A 22,317-nucleotide genomic window follows, 5' to 3' on the forward strand; every position below is an offset into this window, starting at 1 on the left:
GGGGTAGGTGAAAGGAAAAAGCAGCCTGATGCTGTACGAGAAGTTCCCGGAGCAAAAATAGAAATACCGGAACCGGGAATTCTGGTGCCGTGGGTACTATGTGGACACGGCAGGGAAAAATGCAAAGAAGATACAGGAGTATATCCAATGTCAGTACGAGCAGGACAAAGCAGGAGAGCAGCTGGCCATGCCAAACTTCTAAAGTGCCCGTTTACGGGCGGCAAGTAACGGAACTTTCGCGGCTGGCGGACCGTACTTGCGCGACGTGACGCGCGTGCTAGTATTCTAGGGCTATGCCCGCATATGAAAAAAACCCGGCTTTGCCGGGGGATATTTATTATGCGGCGAGAAGATGTTCAGGCTCCTCCATTGGTGCTAAAATGCCGCGGTTGTGCTACCCAGATATTCCTTCACTATTTCCACTTTCTTTTCCAAACTTATTTTTCGTTTTTTGGCCGCAGCAATGCTCCCTTCCTGGTTGGCAGTTTGCTTTTTCACTGTCTCTCATAGAGGGAGCATATCACAATGCCCGGCTTTTCCTATGCCGCTTCGCCAGTTCTCCTTCCGCGGACAGACTAGCGGACAGACTACATGAATGCAGCCTGCTCACCTGTAAATGTCCTCACAACGGTTTGGGCTCGCTGCCCGTCTCATCCATAAGGCATCCCCGGAGCGGGCAAGGAGACAATATGCCAGGAAGAAGAAATGTGCCCTCTTTCCGTTTGTTTGGAAGTATGATAGAATAAGCGGGAAATTTGGATAAAGCCGGGATGTTGTATATGAGTCTGGAATCAAAAATAAGAAGTCTGAAGGCACATCCTCTCATTCAGGTGCTGGCCGACAATGGGGGGAATCCGCGTACGCTTGTGCTGATCGAACCGTTGTGGGGCGTCCCTTACAACCTTATCGCACCGTTCGCCACTCTTTATATGTACACACAGGGCATCACAGATGTGCAGATTGGCCTGATTCTCTCCGTCACGATGGCAGTCCAGGTGTTGTTTTCCTTTTTGGGGGGCATTTTGTCTGACAAGCTGGGACGAAAATTCACTACCATGATGGGGGATTTTTTCGGATGGGGGCTGGCCTGTCTGGTGTGGGCTGTTTCGAACAATTTCTGGCTGTTTTTGGCCGCTGCAATCCTGAATTGCTTTGAGCAGATCAATCAGACGGCATGGTACTGCCTGCTGATTGAGGACGCACGCCCAAAGGATCTGGTAGGAATCTATACCTGGGTAAATATTGGCGGATTGGTGGCCATCTTTTTTGCGCCGCTTTCCGGTCTGTTCGTCCGTTCGTATTCGATCGTGCCGGTAGTACGGGTGCTGTATTTTCTTTTTGCGCTGACAATGATCCTGAAAACGCTCATCACCTTCCGGTTTTGCCATGAAACGAAGCAGGGCAAAATCCGGCGCGCAGAGACAAGGGGAATATCTGTTTTTCATATGCTGGGGGAATACCGCCAGTTGATTCCCGGTATGCTGAAGAATAGGGGTGTGCTCAAAGCAGTGGCTGTTTCTGTGATCCTGTATGTCACCAACATGGTGAGCACAAACTTTTTTGGTCTGTATGTGACACAGCGGCTGGGGCTTTCGGAAAACTTTCTGGCGCTGTTCCCCATTTTGAACGCGGCTGTCATGCTGATCTTTATGATAGGGCTTCAGCACCGCATCAATGCCACGAAATTTCGCATCCCGCTGTGGATCGGGCTGGCGTTGTACGTCGTGGCTGCCTTGGTGCTGATCTTCTCTCCTGCGGACAGACTGGGCTTTGTGCTGTTGTATGTGTTTATTGCCGCTGTGGCGGCAGCGCTGGTGAATCCGCGTAAGGACGCGCTTCTCCAGCTCAACATCACTCCGCAGGAACGGGCACGCCTGAATGCCCTTATCATGGCCTCCACAGTTGCCCTCTCCTCTCCTTTTGGTTATCTGGCCGGGTGGCTCTCCAGTATGGACCGCCGCCTGCCCTTCGTTTTCACACTCCTGTTATTTGTCACGGCAATGTTTGTCATAGGCCGCATCCAGGAGCCGCAGGTGGAGGAAAGGTAGAAATGCCGCTGCGGCTGATTTTCCTGTGTTCTAGGCGTCAATGGGTGTTTTCTTATGTTTTATACGGTTTTCGGACGCTTTTTTGTGTTGACCGGCACCTTGAAAACAAGCGGAACAGCGCCTTAGGCGGGGTGCCATAAAAAAGTGAGTGAAGTTTTGGGGAGCGGCATGGCCTATGAATCATGCCGTTCCTGCTTTTGTCAGCTCTTCCAGCGGAATAAAGCCCACGGAGCATAAGTGATTCGGATACTCTGGGTTGCCTCGTACCGCTTATCCGTCCGAAGCTCTTCAGGACCTTTTTCCGAAACATCAATGAACTTGTCCGTAGTGTACCGGCAGAAAAAATCTTTCAGGTTGATGGCTGGCATTTTATTCCTCCGTTTTGATTTTTTGGTTGGGTGAATCGAAACAAAAGGCAGGCGGGGCGCCTGGAGACAAAGTGTCTCAGAGCATAGGAAAGCGCCCGCACAGCTTAAAGCTGTACGGACGCAGGAGAAACGGGCGTTATTTTCAAATGCTGTGTATTACGATGATTTTCGTCTCCTTGGGCAATCTCTATCCGCCCTGGAGAGTGGCTTTTTTGAAAAGCCAAGGAGACGGATAGAAAAGCACAGCGTTACCTCCTTGCATCCGCAATGATGGTTTTAGCTTCTTTCTTTGTTAACACCTTGCCATAAGACACGACTTTCCCGTCCACAACCAGCGCAGGAGTAGTCATAACTCCGTAAGCGGCGATTTGTGAAAAGTCCGTTACATGGCCGACGGTTGTATCCATTCCCAATTCCACAAGAGCTTCACGGGTAGCATTTTCCAGAGTTTTGCATTTAACGCAGCCACTTCCCAGCACCTTCACCCCAACGCCAGACTTAGACGCTTCTGTTTTTGCCATTGTTTTTGGGGTGCAGTTTCCCACACAGCAGCAGGAGTTCGTTTCTTCTTTTTTCTTGTTAAAAAGTCCCATAATTGATTCCTCCTGAAAATTATATAAGCAAAAATTGAAACGCATTGAACAGGTAGCCCACAAGGATGATACCGATAGTGCAAATACCAATAAACAGCGCCAGCAGCTTCGGCTTCACAGCCTTGCGAAGCATAATCAAGGACGGCAAACTCAGTGTTGTGACAGCCATCATAAAGGACAAAATTGTGCCGAGTTGTGCGCCCTTATAGAGCAGGGCTTCTGCCACCGGGATTGTACCAAAAATATCCGCATACATGGGGATACCCACCAGCGTGGCAAGAACAACACCAAAGGGATTGTTACCGCCTAATACCGCTTCAATCCAGCTTTCTGGAATCCAGTTGTGAATGACTGCGCCAATTCCCACACCAACCAAAATGTATGGAAATACTTTTTTGAATGTGGAAATGACCTGTTCTCTGGCATACTGTATTCGTTCCCGTTTCGTCAGGGTAGGAGATTCAATATCCACGCCGCCGGCAGCACGGACAAATTCCTCCACATACGGTTCCATGTGTAGTTTTTCAATTAAGGTGCCGCCTGCCACAGCGATCATTAAACCGACAATCACATAGATGACCGCAACTTTTGCTCCGAAAATGCTCATTAAAAGAATAAGACTCCCCAAGTCCACCATAGGGGATGAAATCAGAAAAGAGAATGTAACTCCCAGCGGCAACCCTGCGCTGGTGAAGCCGATAAAAAGTGGAATGGACGAGCAAGAACAGAAAGGCGTCACAGTTCCCAGCAGGGCAGATATGATATTTGCACCGACACCATGGAACCGGCTCAATATCCGCTTGCTTCGTTCCGGCGGAAAGTAACTTTGAATGTAGGAAATTACGAAAATCAAAAGGCAGAGCAGCACCGTGATTTTTAACACATCATAGAAGAAAAACTGAATACTTCCTCCTATACGTTCCCCTACATCCAGCCCCAGCTTGGAAAGGCCCTTGCCAATTAGCTCATTCAGCCATTTCATGCCGAACACTTGATCCTGGATAAATTGCCACACACCCATAGAGAAACCTCGCTTTCAATTTGCCGGACAACATATCAAAAAAAATTGATGTTTGGTGCCGAGATAAACGCCATCTTGCTATGATGGCGTTTATTTATCACATGAGGGGCATTCACATACCCGTTCTGTGTTCGGTGTGATAAGAGCCAGTAGTAACTCCACCGCTTTATCTTTGCCGGTCTCGCTCAAGCGGTAATGCGTCCATTTACCCTCTTGACGACTCACCACAAGCCCGGAATCACATAGAATTTTCATGTGATAAGATAGGCCAGACTGTGTTAAATCCATCGGCTCTTGTAAAACACAAGCGCATTTCTCGCCACTGCGTAGTTGCTCCAAAATGGCAAGACGTTTTGGGTCGCACAGGGCTTTAAACACCCTTGCGCTTTCTTGGTAAGTTCTCATGTGTTTGCCTCATATTAAAAAGTTTTGATGTGAACAGTATATGCACCATTATCTCGTTTGTCAATAGCGCTCTGCAAATTATTTTAGTAGCGTTTACACCTTGCACGAAACCGCAAGCAACGCAAAATGGACACGCTTGCTGTTTTGCGGGGCTGTCAGCCCTGCAAAAATACCTGTTGAGAAGCTTCCCCGAACCCTGCCTCACAGGCCGTTAACGCGCCTGTTCCTTGTGTGATTTACAGCATAGCAATTTTTTTAGTATGTCTCTTGGTGAACCGCATGAGTATTAAATGGTGATAGTAGTTTGATTTTCAGGCATGGGGAATGACAGGATACCCCCTTCAAAAAACCGCGCCTGCCTGACAGATGCCGTAATTTAGTAGTTTTCTAATACTGTCTTATGAGAACCCACCGGGAAGGACGATTTTACTGCAAAATCATTCATGCTCCTTGCACGACAGCGTTTCGACCTCCAGCTTAAACACGCGGACGGAATCCAACATCGCGCCGGAAAACGTCCAGCCGTCTTTTCCGGTATTGTGCAGCATCAGAGCCTGCAAAGCCGCTTCTTTCTGCGCGGCCTCCTCCACAAAGGAAACGCGCCCCGTGCCGATAACGCTTTGAAACCGGGCGGTATGCCGGCAGGCTTCCTCGCCCTCTACCAGCGCGTAGTTTACGTCCAGCTCAAAGCCGACGGAGGGCGCCCCGGCGATAAGATCCAGCTTCCGCCCGCTTTTAGCGCTGTGAAAATAGAACACCCGCTTTCCGTTTTCCTCGGCGTAGCCGAAATTCAGCGGCACGATATACACCGCGCCGTTGTCGCAGAAGCCGAGGCGGCAGCAATGGCAGGTCTGGATGATTTGTGTGATTTTTTCTGCATCTGTGATCTCGCGGTCCGTACGCCGCATGTGCCTCACTCCTCATTGGTTTTGTTTCATGATAACACAAAGGAACCGGTTGAGGCAACTTTACAAAATATGTGTTGCCTGTGCCGCCGGCAGGCATGGAAAATCAAATTTTTTGATTTACGGCCGTGGAAGCCAGGCGGATTTGCGGCCGCGCTGCCCGGCGCACTGCTCTGCTTTTTGCAGCAGCGGTGCTTTTTTGCAAAAAACAACGGAATCTTAGGGGAGACGGGCTTTTTAACTTGATTCGACACCGTTCGACATGGTAAAATAGACTCCCGGCGCATCCCACTTCGCGCCGGCCATGGCCGCGTCTGTTCCCCATCCAGGAATGGGCGCGGCCGCTTTGTTTTTTACCGGGGAAAACCGTGAAAAGCGGTTGATTTTTGCGCTCTGTTCGCCTATACTGAAAGTGAAAAAAGCTGCTGTTTCAGGGAGGGAACGTTATGAAAAATTACGTGATCACCATCGCCAGGGAAAACGGAAGCAACGGCCGCGCCATCGGCGAGGCGTTGGCCGGGCGCCTGGGCATCCCTTTTTACAACCGGGATATCCTGCGCATGGCCGCCGATGACAGCGGCATCAACGAACAACTGTTTGCCAACGCGGAGAAAAGCTTCCGCAGCAGTCTGCTGTTCCGCGTGGCCAAGGACGCTTACAACGGCGAGGTCATCCCGCCGGACAGCGACAACTTTGTTTCCAACGAGAACCTGTTCCGCTATCAGGCCAAGGTGATGCTGGGCCTGGCGCAGAACGAGAGCTGTGTGATGATCGGCCGCTGCGCGGACTTTATTTTGCGCGACCGGCCCAATGTGCTGCGTGTGTTCATCCACGCGCCGGAGGAAGTGCGCGTGCGCCGCGTCATGCAGCGCCACAACCTCTCTGAGGCCGAGGCGCGCCGCCACATGCGCCAGGTGGACAAACGCCGCGCGGACTATTACCGCGCTTTCACGGGCAGCGACTGGCGCGACGCCGGCCATTATGACATCTGCTTCGATTCCGACCATATGGGTGAGGAGAAGATCATCCGCTTCATTATGGGATATATGAACGTGTGCTTCGAGGACTGAGCCGCGGCGGAAAGAAAATGAAAACAGCCGGAAGGGAAGATTCCCTTCCGGCTGTTTTCATGTCCGGCGTCAGGAAAGCTCGAACTTACCGGTGTAGAGCTGATAATATCTGCCTTTTTGCGCGAGCAGCTCACTGTGGGTGCCGCGTTCGATGATACGGCCCTGTTCCAGCACCATGATGCAGTCTGAATTGCGTACAGTGGAGAGGCGGTGTGCAATGACGAACACCGTGCGGCCCGCCATCAGGCGGTCCATGCCCTCCTGTACAATGCGCTCGGTGCGTGTGTCGATGGAACTGGTGGCCTCGTCCAGAATAAGCACGGGCGGGTCCGCCACGGCCGCGCGGGCAATGGCCAGCAGCTGCCGCTGGCCCTGTGAGAGGTTTGCCCCGTCGCCTGTCAGCAGAGTGTTGTAGCCGTCCGGAAGATGTTCGATGAACGCGTGGGCGCCCGCCAGCTGCGCCGCAGCCGTCACCTCTGCGTCGGTGGCGTCCAGTTTGCCGTAGCGGATGTTGTCCGCTACGGTGCCTGTGAACAGGTGTGTGTCCTGCAAAACGATTCCCAGGCTCCGGCGCAGATCCGCCTTTTTGATCTTGTTGACATTGATGCCGTCGTAGCGGATCTTGCCGTCCGCAATGTCATAAAAGCGGTTGATGAGGTTTGTGATGGTCGTTTTGCCCGCGCCGGTGGCTCCCACAAAAGCGATCTTCTGGCCGGGCCTGGCATACAGGCTGACGTTGTGCAGAATGATCTTGGCGTCGTCGTAACCGAAATCCACGTCGTCGAACACCACTTCGCCCTCCAGCCTGCGGTAGGTGGTGCTGCCGTCGGCCCTGTGGTAATGCTTCCAGGCCCAGACACCCGTGCGCCCGCGGCATTCTTCCAGACTGCCGTCCGCGGTTTGTTCCGCATTCACCAGCTCCACATAGCCTTCGTCGGTTTCAGGAGGCTCATCCATCAGGCTGAATACGCGCTCCGCGCCTGCCAGCGCCATGATGATGGAGTTGAACTGCTGTGATACCTGTGAGATGGGCTGGTTGAAGCTTTTGTTGAACTGCAGAAAGGATGCCAGCCCGCCCAGCGTAAAGCCGCCCGTGCCGAAGAGCGCCAGCAGCGAGCCGAGGATGGCCGTGAGCACATAGCTGAGGTTGCCGATGTTGGCCATGACGGGCATGAGGATATTGGCATAGCGGTTGGCGTTATCGGCACTGTCGGCCAGCGCGTCGTTCAGCGCGTCAAACCGGGCGATGCTCTCATCCTCGTGGCAGAATACCTTGACGACTTTCTGGCCCTCCATCATCTCCTCGATATAGCCGTTGACCGTGCCCAGATTGCGCTGCTGCGCTACGAAATATGCGCCGGACCTGCTCGTGAGCTTTTTGGTGATGAACAGCATAAGGCACACCATCACCAGCGTCAACCCTGTCAGCGGCAGGCTGAGGGCAAGCATGGAGCAGAATACGCTGACGATCGTTACCGCCGAAGAGACGAGCTGGGGCATGCTCTGGCTGATCATCTGGCGCAGCGTGTCGATGTCGTTGGTGTAAATGCTCATGATATCGCCGTGGGCATGGGTGTCGAAATAACGGATGGGCAGGCGCTCCATATGCCGGAATAAATCGTCGCGGATGGCGCGCATCGTGCCCTGGGACACATATACCATGATGCGGTTGTACAGCAGCGTGCACAGCACGCCGAACAGGAAGACGCAGCCCATTTTCAGCAGCGCCGCCAGCAGCGGGCCGAAGTCCGACGCGCCGCCCTCGCCGATATAGGGCACGATGTAGTCGTCGATGAGCGTTTTCATAAACAGATTGCCCGCCACGGTGGCCGCGGTGCTGCCGAAGATGAACAGCAGCACGCCCAGGCAGTGCAGCTTGTAGCGCCGCAGGATATAGCCGAACAGCCGGCCCATGATGCGCATGGGCTTTTCAACCTTTTGCTTTGGGGCCATCATGGCCGCGCTTTTATCCGCAGGTACGCCGCGCATCGTCATCCGCTCCTTTCATCTGGGAATCATAGACATCCCGGTAAATTTCGCTGCTCGCAAGCAGCTCGTCGTGCGTGCCGAAGGCGGCCACGCGGCCGCCGTCCAGCACGAGGATGCGGTCTGCGTCCTGCACGGAGCTGATGCGCTGGGCGATGATGAATTTCGTGGTGTCGGGGATCTCCTCTGCGAAAGCCCGGCGGATCAGGGTATCCGTCCGGGTATCCACGGCGCTGGTGGAATCGTCTAGGATCAGTATCTTGGGCTTTTTCAGCAGCGCGCGCGCGATGCACAGGCGCTGTTTCTGCCCGCCGGACACGTTGGTGCCGCCCTGCTCGATGTAAGTGTCATAGCCGTCCGGCAGCGCGCGGATGAACTCGTCCGCCTGTGCCAGGCGGCAGGCGCGCTCCATCTCCTCGTCCGTGGCGTTTTTGTCGCCCCAGCGCAGATTTTCCCGGATGGTGCCGCTGAACAGTACGTTTTTCTGCAGCACTATGGCCACCTCGTTGCGCAGGGTTTCCACGTCGTATTCCCGCACATCCACGCCGCCCACGCGCACCGCGCCTTCCGCGACGTCGTACAGGCGGGGGATGAGCTGCACCAGGCTGGATTTCGCACTGCCCGTGCCGCCGATGATGCCGATGGTCTCGCCCGCGCGGATGTGCAGATCAATGTCATCCAGTACGGGCTTGCCGCTTTTTTTGTAGGAGAAGGATACGTGGTCGAAGTCCACGCGGCCGTCCTCCACCTGTGTGCGGGCGGCGGGCGGGGAGGTGAGGTCCGCCTTTTCCTCCAGCACCTCGGCGATGCGGTCCGCCGAGGCGCGGGCCATTGTCACCATCACGAAAATCATGGAGAGCATCATCAGGCTCATCAGGATGTTCATAACGTAGGCAAACAGGCTCATGAGCTGACCCGTGGTGAGAGAATGGGCGGCGATCATGTGCGCGCCCAGCCAGGAAATGGCCAGGATGCACATGTACATCGTGAACTGCATCACGGGGCTGTTCAGCGCCAGCACGGTCTCAGCCTTGACAAACAGCCTGTAAACATTGTCGTTGGCGGTGTGGAATTTCTGCGTCTCGTGGTCCTCGCGCACATAGGCCTTGACGACGCGGATGGCGCTGACATTCTCCTGCACGCTGGCGTTGAGGTCGTCGTATTTGCGGAATACCTGCCGAAATACGGGGTGAGAATTTTTCGTGATGAAAAACAGCGCCACGCCCAGAAACGCGATGGCCGCCACGAAGATCAGGGACAGCCGCGCGCTGATGGAGAACGCGGCCGCCATTGCGCACAGCAGCATCACAGGTGCGCGGGTGCACATGCGCAGGATCATCTGGTAGGCGTTCTGCACGTTTGTCACATCCGTCGTCATGCGGGTGACGAGCCCGGCCGTGGAGTATTTGTCGATGTTGGAAAAAGAAAATGTTTGGATATTGCGGAACATGGACTGGCGCAGATTGTGCGCGAATCCGCTGGAGGCCCGCGCGCCGTATTTGCCCGAGAGCACGCCGCAGGCCAGAGACAGCATTGCCATCACGGCCATTGCGCCGCCGGTGATGCAGATCGTGCGCACGTCCCCTTTCTCCACGCCGCTGTCGATGAGATAGGCCATCAGCATGGGGATGAGAATCTCCATGACAACTTCGCCCACCATGAATGCCGGCGTGAGGATGGACGCTTTTTTGTACTGCTTTACTTCAGCCAATAGGGTTTTCAGCATAAAATGTCCTCCTGAGATTGGTTTTGTTTCGCTTAACTTGTTAGCGCCATTACAGTAAGCTTCCTAACTATATACGCCGAAGAAAACCGCTGGCGGCAGGCACGGAAAAAGCCGCGCCTGCGCCGGCGGCATGGAAAAGGCAAAGCGGACACTCACTCCAGATTGCGGCGGAATTTGGCTGTGATGGCGAAAAATTGCTCCAGCTCTTCGGGCGTGACGTCTTTGGTGATGCGTGCCTCTGTGGCGCGGATGCGGGAGATCACGCCCTCGTGCACCGCCAAAGCCTTGGGCGTAAGCACCAGCTTTTTCAGCCGGGCGTCATAGGCAACAGGCTCCCGCAGAAGAAAGCCGTTTTTTTCCATCAGCTGCAATATGCCGGTGGCCGTGGAGCGGCGGATGTTGAATTCAGCCTCCACGTCCCGCTGGAACATGTCACGGTCCTCGTTGCGGTGCAAAAAGCCGATGATCCACCCTTGCATGCCGGTGGTCTCCGGCGGCATGCCGTCGTCCATACAGCGTTTGATCAGGTTGGAAAGCACGCGGATCTCTCCGCCCACGTGGCGTTCACCCTTCATCCTTCGACACTTCCTTGCTTTTTAGTTAGGCTACTAACAATTATAGGGCGGATCCGCCCCGGTGTCAATGGCTTTTTAAGAATTTATTATAAAAAAGGTGACGCTGTGAGCGGCCGCGCTTCAAAGGATGTTCAGAATGCCGTAAGATTTTTGAAAGCCTTTCCCCAGCCCGTCCGTCAGGAACGTGCGGTACGATGGTCCTGTTCTCAACAAACAATGGGAAGGGGCCATCCAAATGGAAAAAATAAAAGTCGCCGTGCTGTTCGGGGGACAGTCCACCGAGCATGCGGTCTCGCTGCAATCGGCCTGCGCCGTTCTGCACGCCATGAAGGGTACGCGCTTTGAAGCCGTGCCGGTGGGTATCACGCGGGAGGGCAGGTGGTTCTGGTACCGCGGCCCGCTGGACGCCGTAGGGGAGGGCGTATGGGAAAAAGAGGAATGTGCGCCTGTGACGCTGACGCCGGACGCTTCTGTCCACGGCCTGCTGGTGCAGGGCGCGGGCAGCCTGTATCTGGATGCGGCGTTTCCCGTGCTGCATGGAAAAAACGGCGAGGACGGCACCGTGCAGGGGCTGCTTGCGCTGGCGGGCATCCCCTGCGTGGGCTGCGGCGTGCTGGCAAGCGCCCTGTGTATGGATAAGGACGCAGCGCACCGCCTGGCACGGGCCGCGGGGGTGGAGGTGCCGCCCTGTGTGGTGCTGCATGCTCCGCCGCGCCCCGAGGTGCTGGCGGCATGCACCCACGGGCTGCGGTACCCGCTGTTCGTCAAGCCCGCCTGTGCGGGTTCGTCCTTCGGCGTGACCCGTGTGGAGACGCCGGACGCGCTGCCCGCGGCCGTGGCCGAAGCGTTCCGCCACGACGGCAAGGTGCTGGTGGAGCAGGCGGTGCCGGGCTTTGAGGTGGGCTGTGCCGTGCTGGGCGCCGGAGAGGCGCTCACCGTGGGAGAGGTGGATGAGATTGAGCTGGCCCATGGCTTTTTTGATTATACGGAAAAATATACGCTGGAGACCGCGCGCATCCACATGCCCGCCCGCCTGTCTCTGGCTGAACGGGACCGTGTGCGTGAAGCAGCCAAGACCGTGTACCGGGCGCTGTGCTGCACGGGCTTCGCGCGGGTGGATCTGTTCTACACGCCGGACGGGCGCATCGTGTTCAACGAGGTGAACACCATCCCGGGCTTCACCGAGCACAGCCGCTTTCCCGGCATGATGCGCGGCGCGGGAGTGGAATTCGGCCCGCTGGTGGAGCGGCTGCTGGAACAGGCGGTGGCGGACGTATGATGCAGACAGTAACCCGGGAGCAGGCGCTGGCGGGCACGCTGGCGCTGGTGAACCCCGCACATCCCCTGCAGGCACGGCCCGCGCCCGAAGCGTTGGTCCCCGCCATGCCGGACGCGCCCGGCGTGCTGCTGGCGCGGCAGGCGGCGGTCATGCTGGCAGCGCTGCTGGACGGCATCCGCGCGGCGGGGCGCATCGTGCCCGTCAGCGGCTGGCGCAGCCACGCCGAGCAGCAGGCGCTGTATGCGGATTCCGTGCGGGACAACGGCCTTGAATTCACACAGAAATATGTGGCGCTGCCCGGCTGCAGCGAGCATGAAACAGGCCTTGCCATTGATGTGGGCGAGGCGCGGGAGGTGATCGACTTCATCCGTCCCGCATTTCCCGATACAGGAGTCTGCGCGGCCTTCCGCCGCGCGGCGGCGCGCTACGGCTTCATCGAACGGTATCCCAAAGGCGCGCAGGCCGTCACCGGCATCGGCCATGAACCATGGCATTTTCGCTATGTTGGCTGGCCCCACGCCGGGCTGATGGCACAGCGCGGCGTGACGCTGGAAGAATACATCGGAGCCTTGGGGGCATACACGCCCGAACAGCCGCTGCACGCGGAGGCCGGGGGACGCGGCTTTGACATCTTTCGTGTGCCGCTGGGGCCGGAGGGCGCGCGGTTCGACGCGCCGCGGGACCGTGTGTGGCAGGCGTCCGCAGACAACTGCGGCGGCCTTGTCGTCACCGTGTGGGGCACGGTATGACGGCGCGGCGGGGATATCCGGCCGTGGACCGCTTCCGCGTGGCGGCCGCGCTGCTGGTGGTGTGCATCCATACCGCTCCGCTGGCGTCTTTTTCCGCAGCGGCGGATTTTGCGCTGAAAACGCTGGCGCGGCTGGCCGTGCCGTTCTTTTTCACGGCAACCGGATTTTTTCTGCTGGGGGAGCTTGTGCGCCCCGGCCTGCGGCCCCGGACGCTTTCGCCCGGTGTGCGCCGCTTTTTGAAAAAGACGGGCGTTCTGTATGCAGCCTGCACCGTGCTGTACCTGCCCGTGACGCTGTATGCGGGGAATTTCCCTGTGAAAAACGTGCTGGGGGAGCTTGTGCGGGACGCTGTGCTGGACGGCACGTTTTATCACCTGTGGTACCTGCCCGCCGCGCTGCTGGGAGTGCTGGTGGTGTGCGGGCTGCTGCGCTTTCTGCGCCCCGGCGCGGCGGCGGGCGTGTGCGGCGCGCTGTATCTGGCGGGGCTTTTGGGAGACAGCTGGTATGGCCTTGCAAAACAGCTGCCCGCACTGAAAGCGGGCTATGACGCGCTGTTCGGCGTGATGGACTACACGCGCAACGGCCTGTTCTTTGCGCCGGCGTTTTTGATGCTGGGCGCGCTTCTGGCAGGTTTTCCCGCCCGCCGACGACCGCGGGCGTGCCTTGCGGGGCTGGGCTGTTCGCTGGCGCTCCTGTTTGCCGAGGCCTTTGGTCTGCGGGCGCTGGGCTGGCCCCGGCACGACAGCATGTACCTGGCGCTTGTGCCCTGCGCCTGCTTCCTGTTCCTGTGCCTGCTGGTCCCCCGGGGCGGGGACGCGCCGTTCCTGCGGGAATTTTCCATGCTCGTCTATGTGCTGCATCCCATGGCCATCGTGGGCGTGCGGGGTGCGGCCAGAGTGCTGCATGCCCGGGAATGGCTGGTGGAAAACAGCCTGGCCCATTTTGCGGCGGTAGCCGCCGCGTCCTGCGCGGCGGCATGGCTGCTGGCGCGTTTGAGCCAGCGGCGCAGGTGGGACGGCCGTTCCGGAACAGCACCGAAGCCGGACTTGCGCAGAGCGCGTGCCTGGGCCGAGGTAGACCTGGAGGCGGTTGCGCGCAATGCGGGCGCGCTGCAGGGCTGCATGCCAGCGGGCTGCCGGTTGATGGCCGTGGTAAAAGCGGACGCTTACGGCCACGGCGCGCCCGCCGTGGCGGGCCGGCTGTGGCAGGCCGGTGTGCGGGCCTTTGCAGTGGCGACGCCGGAGGAGGGCGCGCAGCTGCGCCGGTGCGGCATCACCGGTGAAATATTGGTATTGGGCTATGCAGATGCGGCCCGTATACGGGAGCTGCGGCGCTGGAGGCTGTGCCAGACGGTGACGGACCCGGCCCACGCCCGTGCGCTGGCCCGTGCCGCAGGCCGCAGGCCGCTGCCCGTGCACATTGCGGTGGACACGGGCATGCATCGCCTGGGCACGGATGCGGGCGCGGCTCCGGCGGTGGCCGAGATGCTGCGTCTGCCGGGGCTGGAGGTGCGGGGGCTGTTCACACATCTGGCAGTGGCGGACAGCCCTGCGCCGGAGGACGCGGCCTTTACCCGCACGCAGCTGGATGCGTTTGAAGCGCTGGCGCGGAAGCTGCGGGGCGCGGGGTATACGCTGCCGCCGCTGCACGCGCAGGCGAGCTGCGGCATCCTGAACCAGCCGCAGCCTGACTGCGGATATGCCAGGCCGGGCATCGCGCTTTACGGCGCGCTCAGTACGGCGGGCTGCGCGGCGCGGCTGCACCCGGTGCTGGCTCCGGCGCTGGCACTGCGGGCGCGAGTCGTCAGTGTGCGCCGCGTGCCGCCCGGCGAAGGCGCGGGCTATGGCCTTGCGTTCCGGGCACGGCGCTCCACCCGGCTGGCGGTAGTGGCCATCGGCTACGCGGACGGCTGGCCGCGCGCGGCGGGAGAAGGGCGCGGCCATGTGCTGCTGCACGGCAGGCGCGCGCCCGTTGTGGGCCGGGTGTGTATGGACCAGCTTCTGGTGGATGCAACGGACACAGGCGCGGCGGTGGGGGATGTGGCAACGCTCATCGGCGCGGACGGCCCGGAGCGCATCACCGCCGAGGAAGCGGCCGAGGCGGCGGGCACCATCGCCAACGAGCTTTTGTGCCGCATCGGTCCCCGCGTGCCCCGCGTTTATCTGCGCTGAGAAAACGAAAGCCCCGCGGCGTTGTGCACACAACGCCGCGGGGCTGTTTCTTGCTTCACAATAAAAGCTTATCCGGACGGTCCGCATGGCCTGAAAAATAGCCTGTACGGCCATTTTGGAAGCGGGCTCACCAGCGCCCGCCGCCACCGCCGCCGAAGCCGCCGCCGGAAAAACCGCCGCCGCTCCCACTGAAGCTGCCGCCGCCACCGCTGGAGACGCCGCTCTGCTGGGCGACGGTTTGCTGCAGCTGCGTCATGGAATGGTCTACGCTGTGGTGCATCATATGGCTGAACCAGATCACATTCCACACGGTCATGTCGCTGCAGCCGTACCACACGGGCGGAGGCACGGCCATCCCATCAAAGCGCCCGGCCCATTCCTCCTCCAGCCCAAACACCGAGGCGTAGGGAAGGACGTCGTAAAAATATTCGGGGTTTTCCGCGGCCAGCACACGGATGCGCGGCAGCTCGGATTCCTCAATGAATTTCCGCAGGCCCAGCAGGCGGCCGGCCATTTCCAGGCGGTACTCTGTGGGCTGGGCGATGCGCGGCGCGGCAAGGCACGCCAGCAGGGCCAGCAGATAGCTTCCCAGCACCGCCCACAGCGGCGTCAGCGCATACAGGGCCGCGCCGTAGGCAAGCCCCGCCGACGCGGCGGCGCACAGGCCCACGCCGGTTCCCCAGCCGATGCGCGCCCCCCGGCCGGAGAACTGCCAGCGCTCCGCCGCCGCATACAGCAGCAGGCCGAACAGCAGGAGCAATACCCCCGAGAGCAGGCCCAGCCCTACGCTGGCACCTGTGATAAACGCGCCGCAGGAAAGGCCGGCCGCGCCCCACAGTACGGCGCAGCCGGCGCCCAGCGCCAGCGCACGTCCGGCGCTGCCGGGCCTGTACAATGCCCGTTCACCCGTAAAGTGGGCCGACAGGCTCAGCTTCGCTTTCTGCAGCGCCTCATAGAAGGCGGGCTCCAGGCTGTGCAGCTGGCACACGGTGCGTCCCGCCGGGAAAAGCGCGTCAAAAAAGACGGTCTGGTACTCCGGGCTGCCCGCGGGCAGGCCTTTTTTCCGTACCAGCCGCAGGTCCTCCTCCCGGCCCTCTACGGCGAGATAGCCCTTGGAGGCGAACCAGAGAATCAGCGAGAGGATGTCCCGGTCATCCGCCGAATTGTCGATGATATAGCCCACCTCGGCGCTGGACACGCCGTCTGGCGGCGTACACTCGGGCGTGACCACCGGCGCTCTGCGCCGGGCCGACAGCGCCCGCAGCAGCGTGTACGCGGCCAGCAGCGCGCCTGCGCCCACAAAAGCCCAAAACACCCATACCGGGGCCATGCGCTCGCCGGTGAAGTAGCCCTCGGGCAGGCGTGCGTACAGCGTAACGGCCTCGCCCGGGTACAGCGTGCGCCCCGCCGCGCCGGAGAATGTGTTTCCGTCCCATGCGCCGGAAACGCCCGCTTCATTGCCTTTGCCGCCGTAGGAGCCGCTGTACAGCGCCAGCGCGCCCTTCTGTTCCTGCGTCAGCGGTTTTTCGAAGGTGAACGAAAAACGGAAGTCCTCTATGGGCGCGTCCCACTGGCCGCCGTTTAAGGAATAAAACAGCTCGTCGTAGGCGGCTACGCGGTCGTCTCCGATGTCGTAGGTGAATGTCAGCTCATAGGTCTGCACGCCTGTGAGCCATGTGTCCTCATCGCCGATGCGGATGCTGTAAAAGCCGTCTTCGGTATCGGTCTCCACGGGCGCGCCGGCTGTCTGGCCCTCGCCCGTCACGGCAAGGTCCCGCACCCTGGCGCGGTAGGCCATCTCCTGCGGGCCGTCCGCGGTGTCCTTTTCCACCCACAGGGCGACGGGCAGCACGCGGTAAATACCCCGGGAGGGTACGGCGAAATCAACGGTGATGCGCTCGGTCTGGGTAACGGTGTTGTTTTCGTGCAGGGTGGCGTCCACGCTGTATGCGGTAATGGTATAATCCGCGCGGGAAACGCCGGAAGCTTCGGCAAATGCGGGCAGAGCGCAGCATACAAGCAGCGCCGCCGCGGCCAGCAGGCAGATGAGTTTCTTCATGTGCTTTCCTCCGCTTTTTTGGTTTGCCTGGTACGGCAAAGCCAATACTGCCAACAGTATAACACAATATGCGCGGCGAAAACAGCGGGAACTTGCAAAATAACGCCGGATACGGTATGATAATGCCTGTGCACGGCCCTGCCGCGCCGAGAGAACGCCCTGAAACAGCAGGGCGGAAAATTTGAAAAAAGCAAAAGGAGCAAACGGATGCTTGCACTGGTAAAAGAATATTTTTGGATCTTTTTCATTTCCATGGTGCCCATCGTTGAGCTGCGCGGTGCGGTCCCGGCGGGGCTCGCCATGGGCCTGCCGGTGATTCCCACCTATATTGTTTCGGTCATCGGCAATATGCTGCCTGTCCCCGTCATCCTGCTGTTTGCCAAGGCGGTTCTGCTGTGGTGTACCAAGCTGCCCGGCGGGCTGGGCCGTTTTTTTATGAAAATTTACGACAAGGGCGTCAAAGCCGGCGAAAAGATGCAGGCGAAGGCCGGGCGCGGCATTTACTGGGCGCTGTTCCTGTTTGTGGCCATCCCGCTGCCGGGCACCGGCGCATGGACGGGCTGCCTGGCGGCGACGCTGTTGGACCTCAAGTTTTGGCCCAGCGTGCTGGCGGTGCTGTGCGGCGTCATGACGGCCGGCCTCATCATGGGCGCGGCCTCGGCTGGCCTGCTGGGCGCTCTTGGCATGATTTTTGCGTGAACCTGTTACGCAGCACCCTGCGGGGGGATTTCCCCCCGCAGGTTTTTTGATTTTCGGCCCTTCCGGACAAGCAGCAACAGGGCAATTTCTGGAAAAGTATCAAAAACTTTATTTTTCTTGAAGAAAATGATCTTCCGGCGGCGTTTCATGGGTGTAGGGCGATGAAACAAGGGCGGGCAAAGGTGGTGGAGCGGATCGCACAGAATATGACAAGTGATGAATTTTCCCAGCTCGTACGGCAGTACGAACGGCTGGTGTACACCATCTGCTACCAGTTCACAAAAGACCACCAGCTGGCCGAGGATCTTGCCCAGGAGACGTTCCTTTCCGCCTACACCCACCGCGACGACTGCCCGCCCGGCAGCTACAAGCCCTGGCTCGCCCGCATTGCCACGAACAAGGCCAAGGATTATTTGAAAAGCGCCTACCACCGGCGCGTATCCGCGGCTGAGGACGGCGAGATGCCTGCCGTGGCAGACGTGCTGAATGCCATGCCGCCGCCCGAGGATATTACCATTGCCAAAGATGAAGCGGCGCGCATCCGGGATACCATCCTCGCCTTGAAAGAGCCTTACCACCAGGTCGCCGTACTGTTCTTCCTGGAGGAAAAAAGCGTGGACGAGATCGCCTCGGCGCTGCGGCGGCCGCCCAAAACAGTACATACGCAGATCTACCGCGCCAAGCAATTGCTGCAGAACGCCATAGAAAGGGGAAACGGGCATGGAATTGTTCAATAAAGAGGGCCATCTCACGGACGAGGGCCTGCGGGCCGTTGTGGACGGCACGCTGGATGAGATGGGCCGGCTGGAAGCCTCGGAGCATTTGAGCTTCTGCGACAGCTGCCTTGTGCGTTACACGGAGCTGCTTGCGGACGACACGCTGCTCGTTCCCGAAACGCCCTTGACGCCCACGGTGCTGGCGCGGGTGCGGCGCAGGGCCGTGCGGGTGTTTTTCAACCGGTATACCCGTGTAGCCGCCGTTGCGGCATTCGCGGTGGTGCTGTGGGGTACTGGCGTATTCAACAGCCTTGTGCCGGACCGCACCATCCGCCAGCAGGAGCCGGCCCGGATCACGGCGCCCATCAGCGCCGCAACGCGCGTGAATGATTTCTTCCGCAGTGCGGGAGACTCCATCAGCGCCGCAATCACGAATATCCTGCCGCGCGCGGACGCCGCCCCGGCAGATGCGAAATAAGACAAGGGAGAGACATATCATGCAAAGAAAAAGTGGATTTCTGACATTCTGCTTCGCCTGCCTGCCCGGCGCGGGAGAGATGTATCTTGGTTATATGAAACGCGGCCTGTCCGTGATGATTGCCTTCTGGGGCCTCATCTTTGTGGCGTCGCTGCTGAATATGGGCATCCTGGGCATCCTTGCGCCCATCATTTGGGCTTACTCGTTCTTCGATACTTTCAATCTGCGCGCGCAGACGCCCGAGCAGGTGGCGGCAAACCCGGACGCCTATCTGTTCGACGTGGAGAGCATTGCCGGTTCCAACTGGAAAAATGTTGTGGCCAGGCGTCACAACCTGTTCGGCGGCCTGCTTATCTTTCTGGGGGCGTACATTCTGTACAACACATTTCTGCGTCCTCTGCTGTGGGATCTGTACCGCACCTATGGGCTGGTCTGGCTGGGCAATATCATGGACGGCATTCCAACCCTTGTGATCGCCGTGCTCATTATCCTGCTGGGGCTGTATCTGGTAAAGGGTCCTTCCCGGCACGAGGATGCATCCGGGGATGATTACACCGCGTTCAAGGGGGACGGAAGCAATGGCTGAGAACGAGAACCGGGTCTCCGCCGTGCAGGAGGCTCCGGATTCACCGCAGGAGCCGGCGGCTTTGGATACCCCGCCCTCTGAAATGCCGGTGTACGAGCCGGCGCGCCCGGTGCGCCGGGTGGGCACGCTCACCATGGGCCTTGCGCTGGTAGTGGTAGGCGCGGCGCTGTGCGTGGGGCTGTTCTTCCCCAATGTGGATTTTCTTCTGCTGTTCAAGCTGTCGCCGTTGGTACTGGTGGCGCTGGGCTGCGAGGTGATCTTCGCGGCGTCCACAGCCAAAGGCATGCGGCTGAAATATGACTTTCTCTCCATGTTCGTGTGTTTTCTGCTGATTGTCACAGCGCTGGGAGCGGCATGCGTGCCTGTGGCACTGCAATATGCCGGGCCGGGGCGCAGTGCCGCCGAGCAGCGGGTGGAGCAGGAGCTGTACGAAGCGACCTACGCCCGGCTCAAGGGCAACGGAGATATTGTGAATGTCACCTATGACGTTCACCTGGGTGAGCTGCGCACGCCGGAAGACGTGACCGGCGCGGCGGATCTGAAGGCGGGCGATTACGTGGGTGTGAGCGCCGAGCTGAAAGGAACGTGGGCCACCCGGGAGGAATTTGTGGCCGCGTGTCGGCCTGTCATTGAAGCCGTGCGCGCCACGGGCGTGCGCGACCCGTATATCAGCCTGTATATGCGGGAAAGCCGGGATACAGAAACACCGTTGTACAGCCTGGCCGTGGAGGGATCCTATCAGGCGGATATGACGGCGGAGCAGCTGGCCCAGTGCGTGACGGAACGCATCTATGTGGATGACGCGGGATATTATATGGACGCCGAAGAGCTTGCCGGCTGGCAGAGCGAACAGAGCAGCGCTGCCCGTGACGCCGAGCTTGAGGCGCTGGAGGCCGAGTGGCAGGCCCGCCTGGATGAAGCCGAAGCTGCCGCGGAGCAAGCCCGTGCGGAAGCGGAGGAACGCGTTGCGCAGGCGCAGGCCGAAGCCGATGAGCGCGTTGCGCAGGCACAGGCCGACGCGGACAGCCGCGTGGCCGAGGCGCAGGCAAACGCCGCAGCGTAAGCGCGTCTATTATATAGAAAACAGCCCGCCGCACTCTTTTGGAGTGCGGCGGGTTTTTTGAACTTGTTCAAGCCCCGGCTTTGCCAAGCGGTATGGCTGCGGCCTCGGTGCGGGCACGGCGTGGCGGAAAGCGTCCGCGGCTGCCGCGCCGCACGCGGTCACACCCCGGCCAGACGGAGGATGGCTTCCTGCCGGGTGGCGGGGAAAAAGACATCCCGGCCCCGGTTGCTCTCGCGGATAAAATCCCGCAGGGGCTTGCTGGTATATCCGGAATAATCGCCGTACACCGCCAGCTTTGCGCCGTAATTGATGAATTTTTGCAGTACGGCCCCGGCAAGGCCCGTGCTCAAAATGAAAAAATCCGGCGAAACAGCGGCCTTTTCAATGGCGATGCGCTCTGCGCCCAGTGTGTAGCGCGCTTCCATGATCAAGTCCAGCGCCGTCTGCTCGTCCGTCAGTGCGCACGTGCCTGTTACAAGGGCGATGGCGACTCCGTTTTCTGTGATTTTTTCCATTGCCATGCTCTTTCCTCCTGTTCTGTTTGAATATGCCTTCTGCTCAAAGGCTTGCCGTCAGCCATTGCCGCAGAGCCTCCAGCTCCTTTGGCGTGTGGAAATAGTGGCCCGCTTCGGGGCGTGTCAGCAGCCTGCAGCCGTATTGCCGGGCAAAACGGGCGGTGACATCTGGCTCACACAGCTCGTCCCGTCCGCCGCACAGAATGGAGGTGGGCGTGTCCCAGCGGCGCACGGGATGTTCTTTCACATAGCAGTAGTAATCCCAGTACAGCGTTTCTCCGGTGGGTGTTTCTATGGCCCGTTCCCGGCACAGGCGCTCCTGTGTTACGCCGAACCAGCCCATCATGTTTTCAATGAGCCGCCGCATATCCAAGACAGGGGAAAGGAACAGCGCCTGTTCCAGCGGCTCGTCCGCGTAGGCTGCCAGGCTGAAGCAGGCTCCCAGGCTGCAGGCGAACAGGCCCACGTGCGCCCAGCGCTTTTTGGCGTACCCCATCACGGCCCTAAGCTCGGGTACGCAGACTTGTATCCTGCACGGCGCAGGCTCGTCTTTGCGGCCGCCGTGTCCGGGCAGATCGAAGCTGAGCACCTGCAGCGCCCGGGCGGACGCGGCTTCGGCAAGCAGCTGAATGGGCGTATCGGCTTTGTGGGACAAATTGCCGTGGACGGCAACGACCGCCCCATCGCCCGGCGGTCCCCACACGAGGGCGGGGATTCCGCCCAGATCGAGTTGTTCTGTCTGCATAAAGCTCCTTCTCCGGATAAAACGGGCCGTGGACGTTTTCCGGCCCATGATCAGAGACGGAAAACAAGAAAACCCGTGCCGCATTGCCAGGAAGGCATTGCGGCACGGGTTGTGTTGCATGGATCGCAGCCTTCGCGCGGAAAGCTGGCAAGCGGAAATTTAGCGCTTGCTGAACTGCGGCGCGCGACGTGCGGCCTTGAGGCCGTATTTCTTGCGCTCCTTCATGCGCGGATCGCGCGTCAGGAAGCCGGCTTTCTTCAGTTCGCCGCGCAGGTTCTCGTCATAAACGAGCAGCGCGCGGGACAGGCCGTGGCGGATGGCGCCCGCCTGGCCGGAAACACCGCCGCCCGCAACGCGCACGACGATGTCGAATTTGCCCTCGACGCCCGCGACAGCCAGCGGCTGCCGCACGATGAGCTTCAGGGTCTCAAGACCGAAATAATCGTCGATATCACGGTCGTTGATGGTGATCTTGCCGGTGCCGTTGTACACACGAACGCGGGCAACGGAATTCTTACGACGGCCGGTGCCGTAGAAATAAGGTTTCGTCTCGTACATTC

Annotated in this window: 21 protein-coding genes and 1 pseudogene; 11 read left to right on the forward strand and 11 right to left on the reverse strand. The window is 59.4% G+C overall.

What is annotated here, in order from left to right; genetic code table 11:
• Positions 1-7 precede the first annotated feature (7 nt).
• Positions 8-228: pseudogene (locus tag IIY41_RS08805) on the forward strand (transposase); the annotation flags it as partial.
• A gap of 551 nt (positions 229-779) precedes the next feature.
• Complete coding sequence (locus IIY41_RS08810; RefSeq protein ID WP_058723400.1) at positions 780-2,048, forward strand: MFS transporter; 1,269 nt, start codon at positions 780-782, stop codon at positions 2,046-2,048.
• A gap of 616 nt (positions 2,049-2,664) precedes the next feature.
• On the opposite strand, the gene IIY41_RS08815 is transcribed toward IIY41_RS08810, so the two are convergent.
• From IIY41_RS08815 to IIY41_RS08830, 4 genes are all read right to left on the reverse strand, one after another.
• Positions 2,665-3,009, reverse strand: a complete 345-nt coding sequence (locus IIY41_RS08815) for a thioredoxin family protein (protein ID WP_050005740.1) — start codon at positions 3,007-3,009, stop codon at positions 2,665-2,667.
• Positions 3,010-3,028: 19 nt separating this feature from the next.
• Complete coding sequence (locus tag IIY41_RS08820) at positions 3,029-4,030, reverse strand: permease (protein WP_287400412.1); 1,002 nt, start codon at positions 4,028-4,030, stop codon at positions 3,029-3,031.
• Positions 4,031-4,120: 90 nt separating this feature from the next.
• Entirely contained in the window at positions 4,121-4,435 is a 315-nt protein-coding gene (locus IIY41_RS08825) for an ArsR/SmtB family transcription factor (RefSeq protein ID WP_287400414.1), read from the reverse strand.
• Between the two features lie 437 nt (positions 4,436-4,872).
• Positions 4,873-5,343, reverse strand: a complete 471-nt coding sequence (locus IIY41_RS08830) for a pyridoxamine 5'-phosphate oxidase family protein (protein WP_050005738.1) — start codon at positions 5,341-5,343, stop codon at positions 4,873-4,875.
• 443 nt (positions 5,344-5,786) lie between these two features.
• On the opposite strand from IIY41_RS08830, the gene IIY41_RS08835 reads away from it, so the two are divergent.
• Positions 5,787-6,410, forward strand: coding sequence for a cytidylate kinase-like family protein (locus IIY41_RS08835; protein WP_009321982.1), 624 nt, complete (start codon positions 5,787-5,789; stop codon positions 6,408-6,410).
• Between the two features lie 69 nt (positions 6,411-6,479).
• Here the strand turns inward: IIY41_RS08835 and IIY41_RS08840 are convergent, their stop codons facing one another.
• From IIY41_RS08840 to IIY41_RS08850, 3 genes are all read right to left on the reverse strand, one after another.
• Positions 6,480-8,399 carry an ABC transporter ATP-binding protein gene (locus IIY41_RS08840; protein ID WP_205457001.1) on the reverse strand — a complete coding sequence of 640 codons (1,920 nt, stop codon included), beginning with the start codon at positions 8,397-8,399 and terminating at the stop codon, positions 6,480-6,482.
• On the reverse strand, positions 8,377-10,122 hold the full coding sequence (locus IIY41_RS08845) for an ABC transporter ATP-binding protein (protein ID WP_287400419.1): 1,746 nt from the start codon (positions 10,120-10,122) through the stop codon (positions 8,377-8,379). The genes IIY41_RS08840 and IIY41_RS08845 overlap by 23 nt, the downstream gene beginning before the upstream one ends.
• Positions 10,123-10,274: 152 nt before the next feature.
• Entirely contained in the window at positions 10,275-10,697 is a 423-nt protein-coding gene (locus IIY41_RS08850) for a MarR family winged helix-turn-helix transcriptional regulator (protein WP_009321985.1), read from the reverse strand.
• 235 nt (positions 10,698-10,932) lie between these two features.
• On the opposite strand from IIY41_RS08850, the gene vanG reads away from it, so the two are divergent.
• The 3 genes from vanG to vanT are packed head-to-tail and all read left to right on the forward strand — an operon-like array spanning position 10,933 to position 14,896.
• Positions 10,933-11,976, forward strand: a complete 1,044-nt coding sequence (gene vanG, locus IIY41_RS08855; RefSeq protein ID WP_009321986.1) for a D-alanine--D-serine ligase VanG — start codon at positions 10,933-10,935, stop codon at positions 11,974-11,976.
• On the forward strand, positions 11,973-12,725 hold the full coding sequence (locus IIY41_RS08860) for a D-alanyl-D-alanine carboxypeptidase family protein (RefSeq protein ID WP_009321987.1): 753 nt from the start codon (positions 11,973-11,975) through the stop codon (positions 12,723-12,725). Before vanG ends, IIY41_RS08860 begins: the two co-directional genes overlap by 4 nt.
• Positions 12,722-14,896, forward strand: a complete 2,175-nt coding sequence (vanT, locus tag IIY41_RS08865; RefSeq protein WP_009321988.1) for a serine racemase VanT catalytic subunit — start codon at positions 12,722-12,724, stop codon at positions 14,894-14,896. Before IIY41_RS08860 ends, vanT begins: the two co-directional genes overlap by 4 nt.
• A gap of 127 nt (positions 14,897-15,023) precedes the next feature.
• Here vanT and IIY41_RS08870 read toward each other — a convergent pair whose 3' ends face one another.
• Entirely contained in the window at positions 15,024-16,955 is a 1,932-nt protein-coding gene (locus IIY41_RS08870) for a DUF2207 domain-containing protein (protein ID WP_009321989.1), read from the reverse strand.
• Between the two features lie 207 nt (positions 16,956-17,162).
• Between IIY41_RS08870 and IIY41_RS08875 the strand changes: the two genes are divergently transcribed.
• The 5 genes from IIY41_RS08875 to IIY41_RS08895 all read left to right on the forward strand — a co-directional run bounded on the left by IIY41_RS08875 (position 17,163) and on the right by IIY41_RS08895 (position 20,497).
• A complete protein-coding gene (locus IIY41_RS08875; RefSeq protein ID WP_009321990.1) occupies positions 17,163-17,654 on the forward strand; it encodes a COG2426 family protein in 492 nt (163 codons plus the stop codon).
• 161 nt (positions 17,655-17,815) lie between these two features.
• Complete coding sequence (locus tag IIY41_RS08880; RefSeq protein WP_154521781.1) at positions 17,816-18,391, forward strand: RNA polymerase sigma factor; 576 nt, start codon at positions 17,816-17,818, stop codon at positions 18,389-18,391.
• Positions 18,375-18,848, forward strand: a complete 474-nt coding sequence (locus tag IIY41_RS08885) for a hypothetical protein (RefSeq protein ID WP_050005732.1) — start codon at positions 18,375-18,377, stop codon at positions 18,846-18,848. Before IIY41_RS08880 ends, IIY41_RS08885 begins: the two co-directional genes overlap by 17 nt.
• Positions 18,849-18,867: 19 nt before the next feature.
• Positions 18,868-19,434, forward strand: coding sequence for a hypothetical protein (locus IIY41_RS08890; protein ID WP_009321993.1), 567 nt, complete (start codon positions 18,868-18,870; stop codon positions 19,432-19,434).
• Positions 19,427-20,497 (forward strand): hypothetical protein, encoded by a 1,071-nt coding sequence (locus IIY41_RS08895; RefSeq protein ID WP_117460486.1) that lies wholly within the window; start codon positions 19,427-19,429, stop codon positions 20,495-20,497. The genes IIY41_RS08890 and IIY41_RS08895 overlap by 8 nt, the downstream gene beginning before the upstream one ends.
• A gap of 158 nt (positions 20,498-20,655) precedes the next feature.
• On the opposite strand, the gene IIY41_RS08900 is transcribed toward IIY41_RS08895, so the two are convergent.
• The 3 genes from IIY41_RS08900 to rpsI all read right to left on the reverse strand — a co-directional run bounded on the left by IIY41_RS08900 (position 20,656) and on the right by rpsI (position 22,315).
• Positions 20,656-21,018: a DUF4180 domain-containing protein gene (locus tag IIY41_RS08900; protein WP_009321995.1), complete on the reverse strand. Its 363-nt coding sequence runs from the start codon at positions 21,016-21,018 to the stop codon at positions 20,656-20,658.
• A gap of 37 nt (positions 21,019-21,055) precedes the next feature.
• Positions 21,056-21,757 (reverse strand): alpha/beta hydrolase, encoded by a 702-nt coding sequence (locus tag IIY41_RS08905; protein WP_009321996.1) that lies wholly within the window; start codon positions 21,755-21,757, stop codon positions 21,056-21,058.
• A gap of 159 nt (positions 21,758-21,916) precedes the next feature.
• Complete coding sequence (gene rpsI, locus IIY41_RS08910) at positions 21,917-22,315, reverse strand: 30S ribosomal protein S9 (RefSeq protein WP_009322020.1); 399 nt, start codon at positions 22,313-22,315, stop codon at positions 21,917-21,919.
• Positions 22,316-22,317: the final 2 nt, after the last annotated feature.

This window comes from Ruthenibacterium sp. (assembly GCF_017421385.1).
GTDB classification, from domain to species: Bacteria; Bacillota; Clostridia; order Oscillospirales; family Ruminococcaceae; genus Ruthenibacterium; species Ruthenibacterium lactatiformans.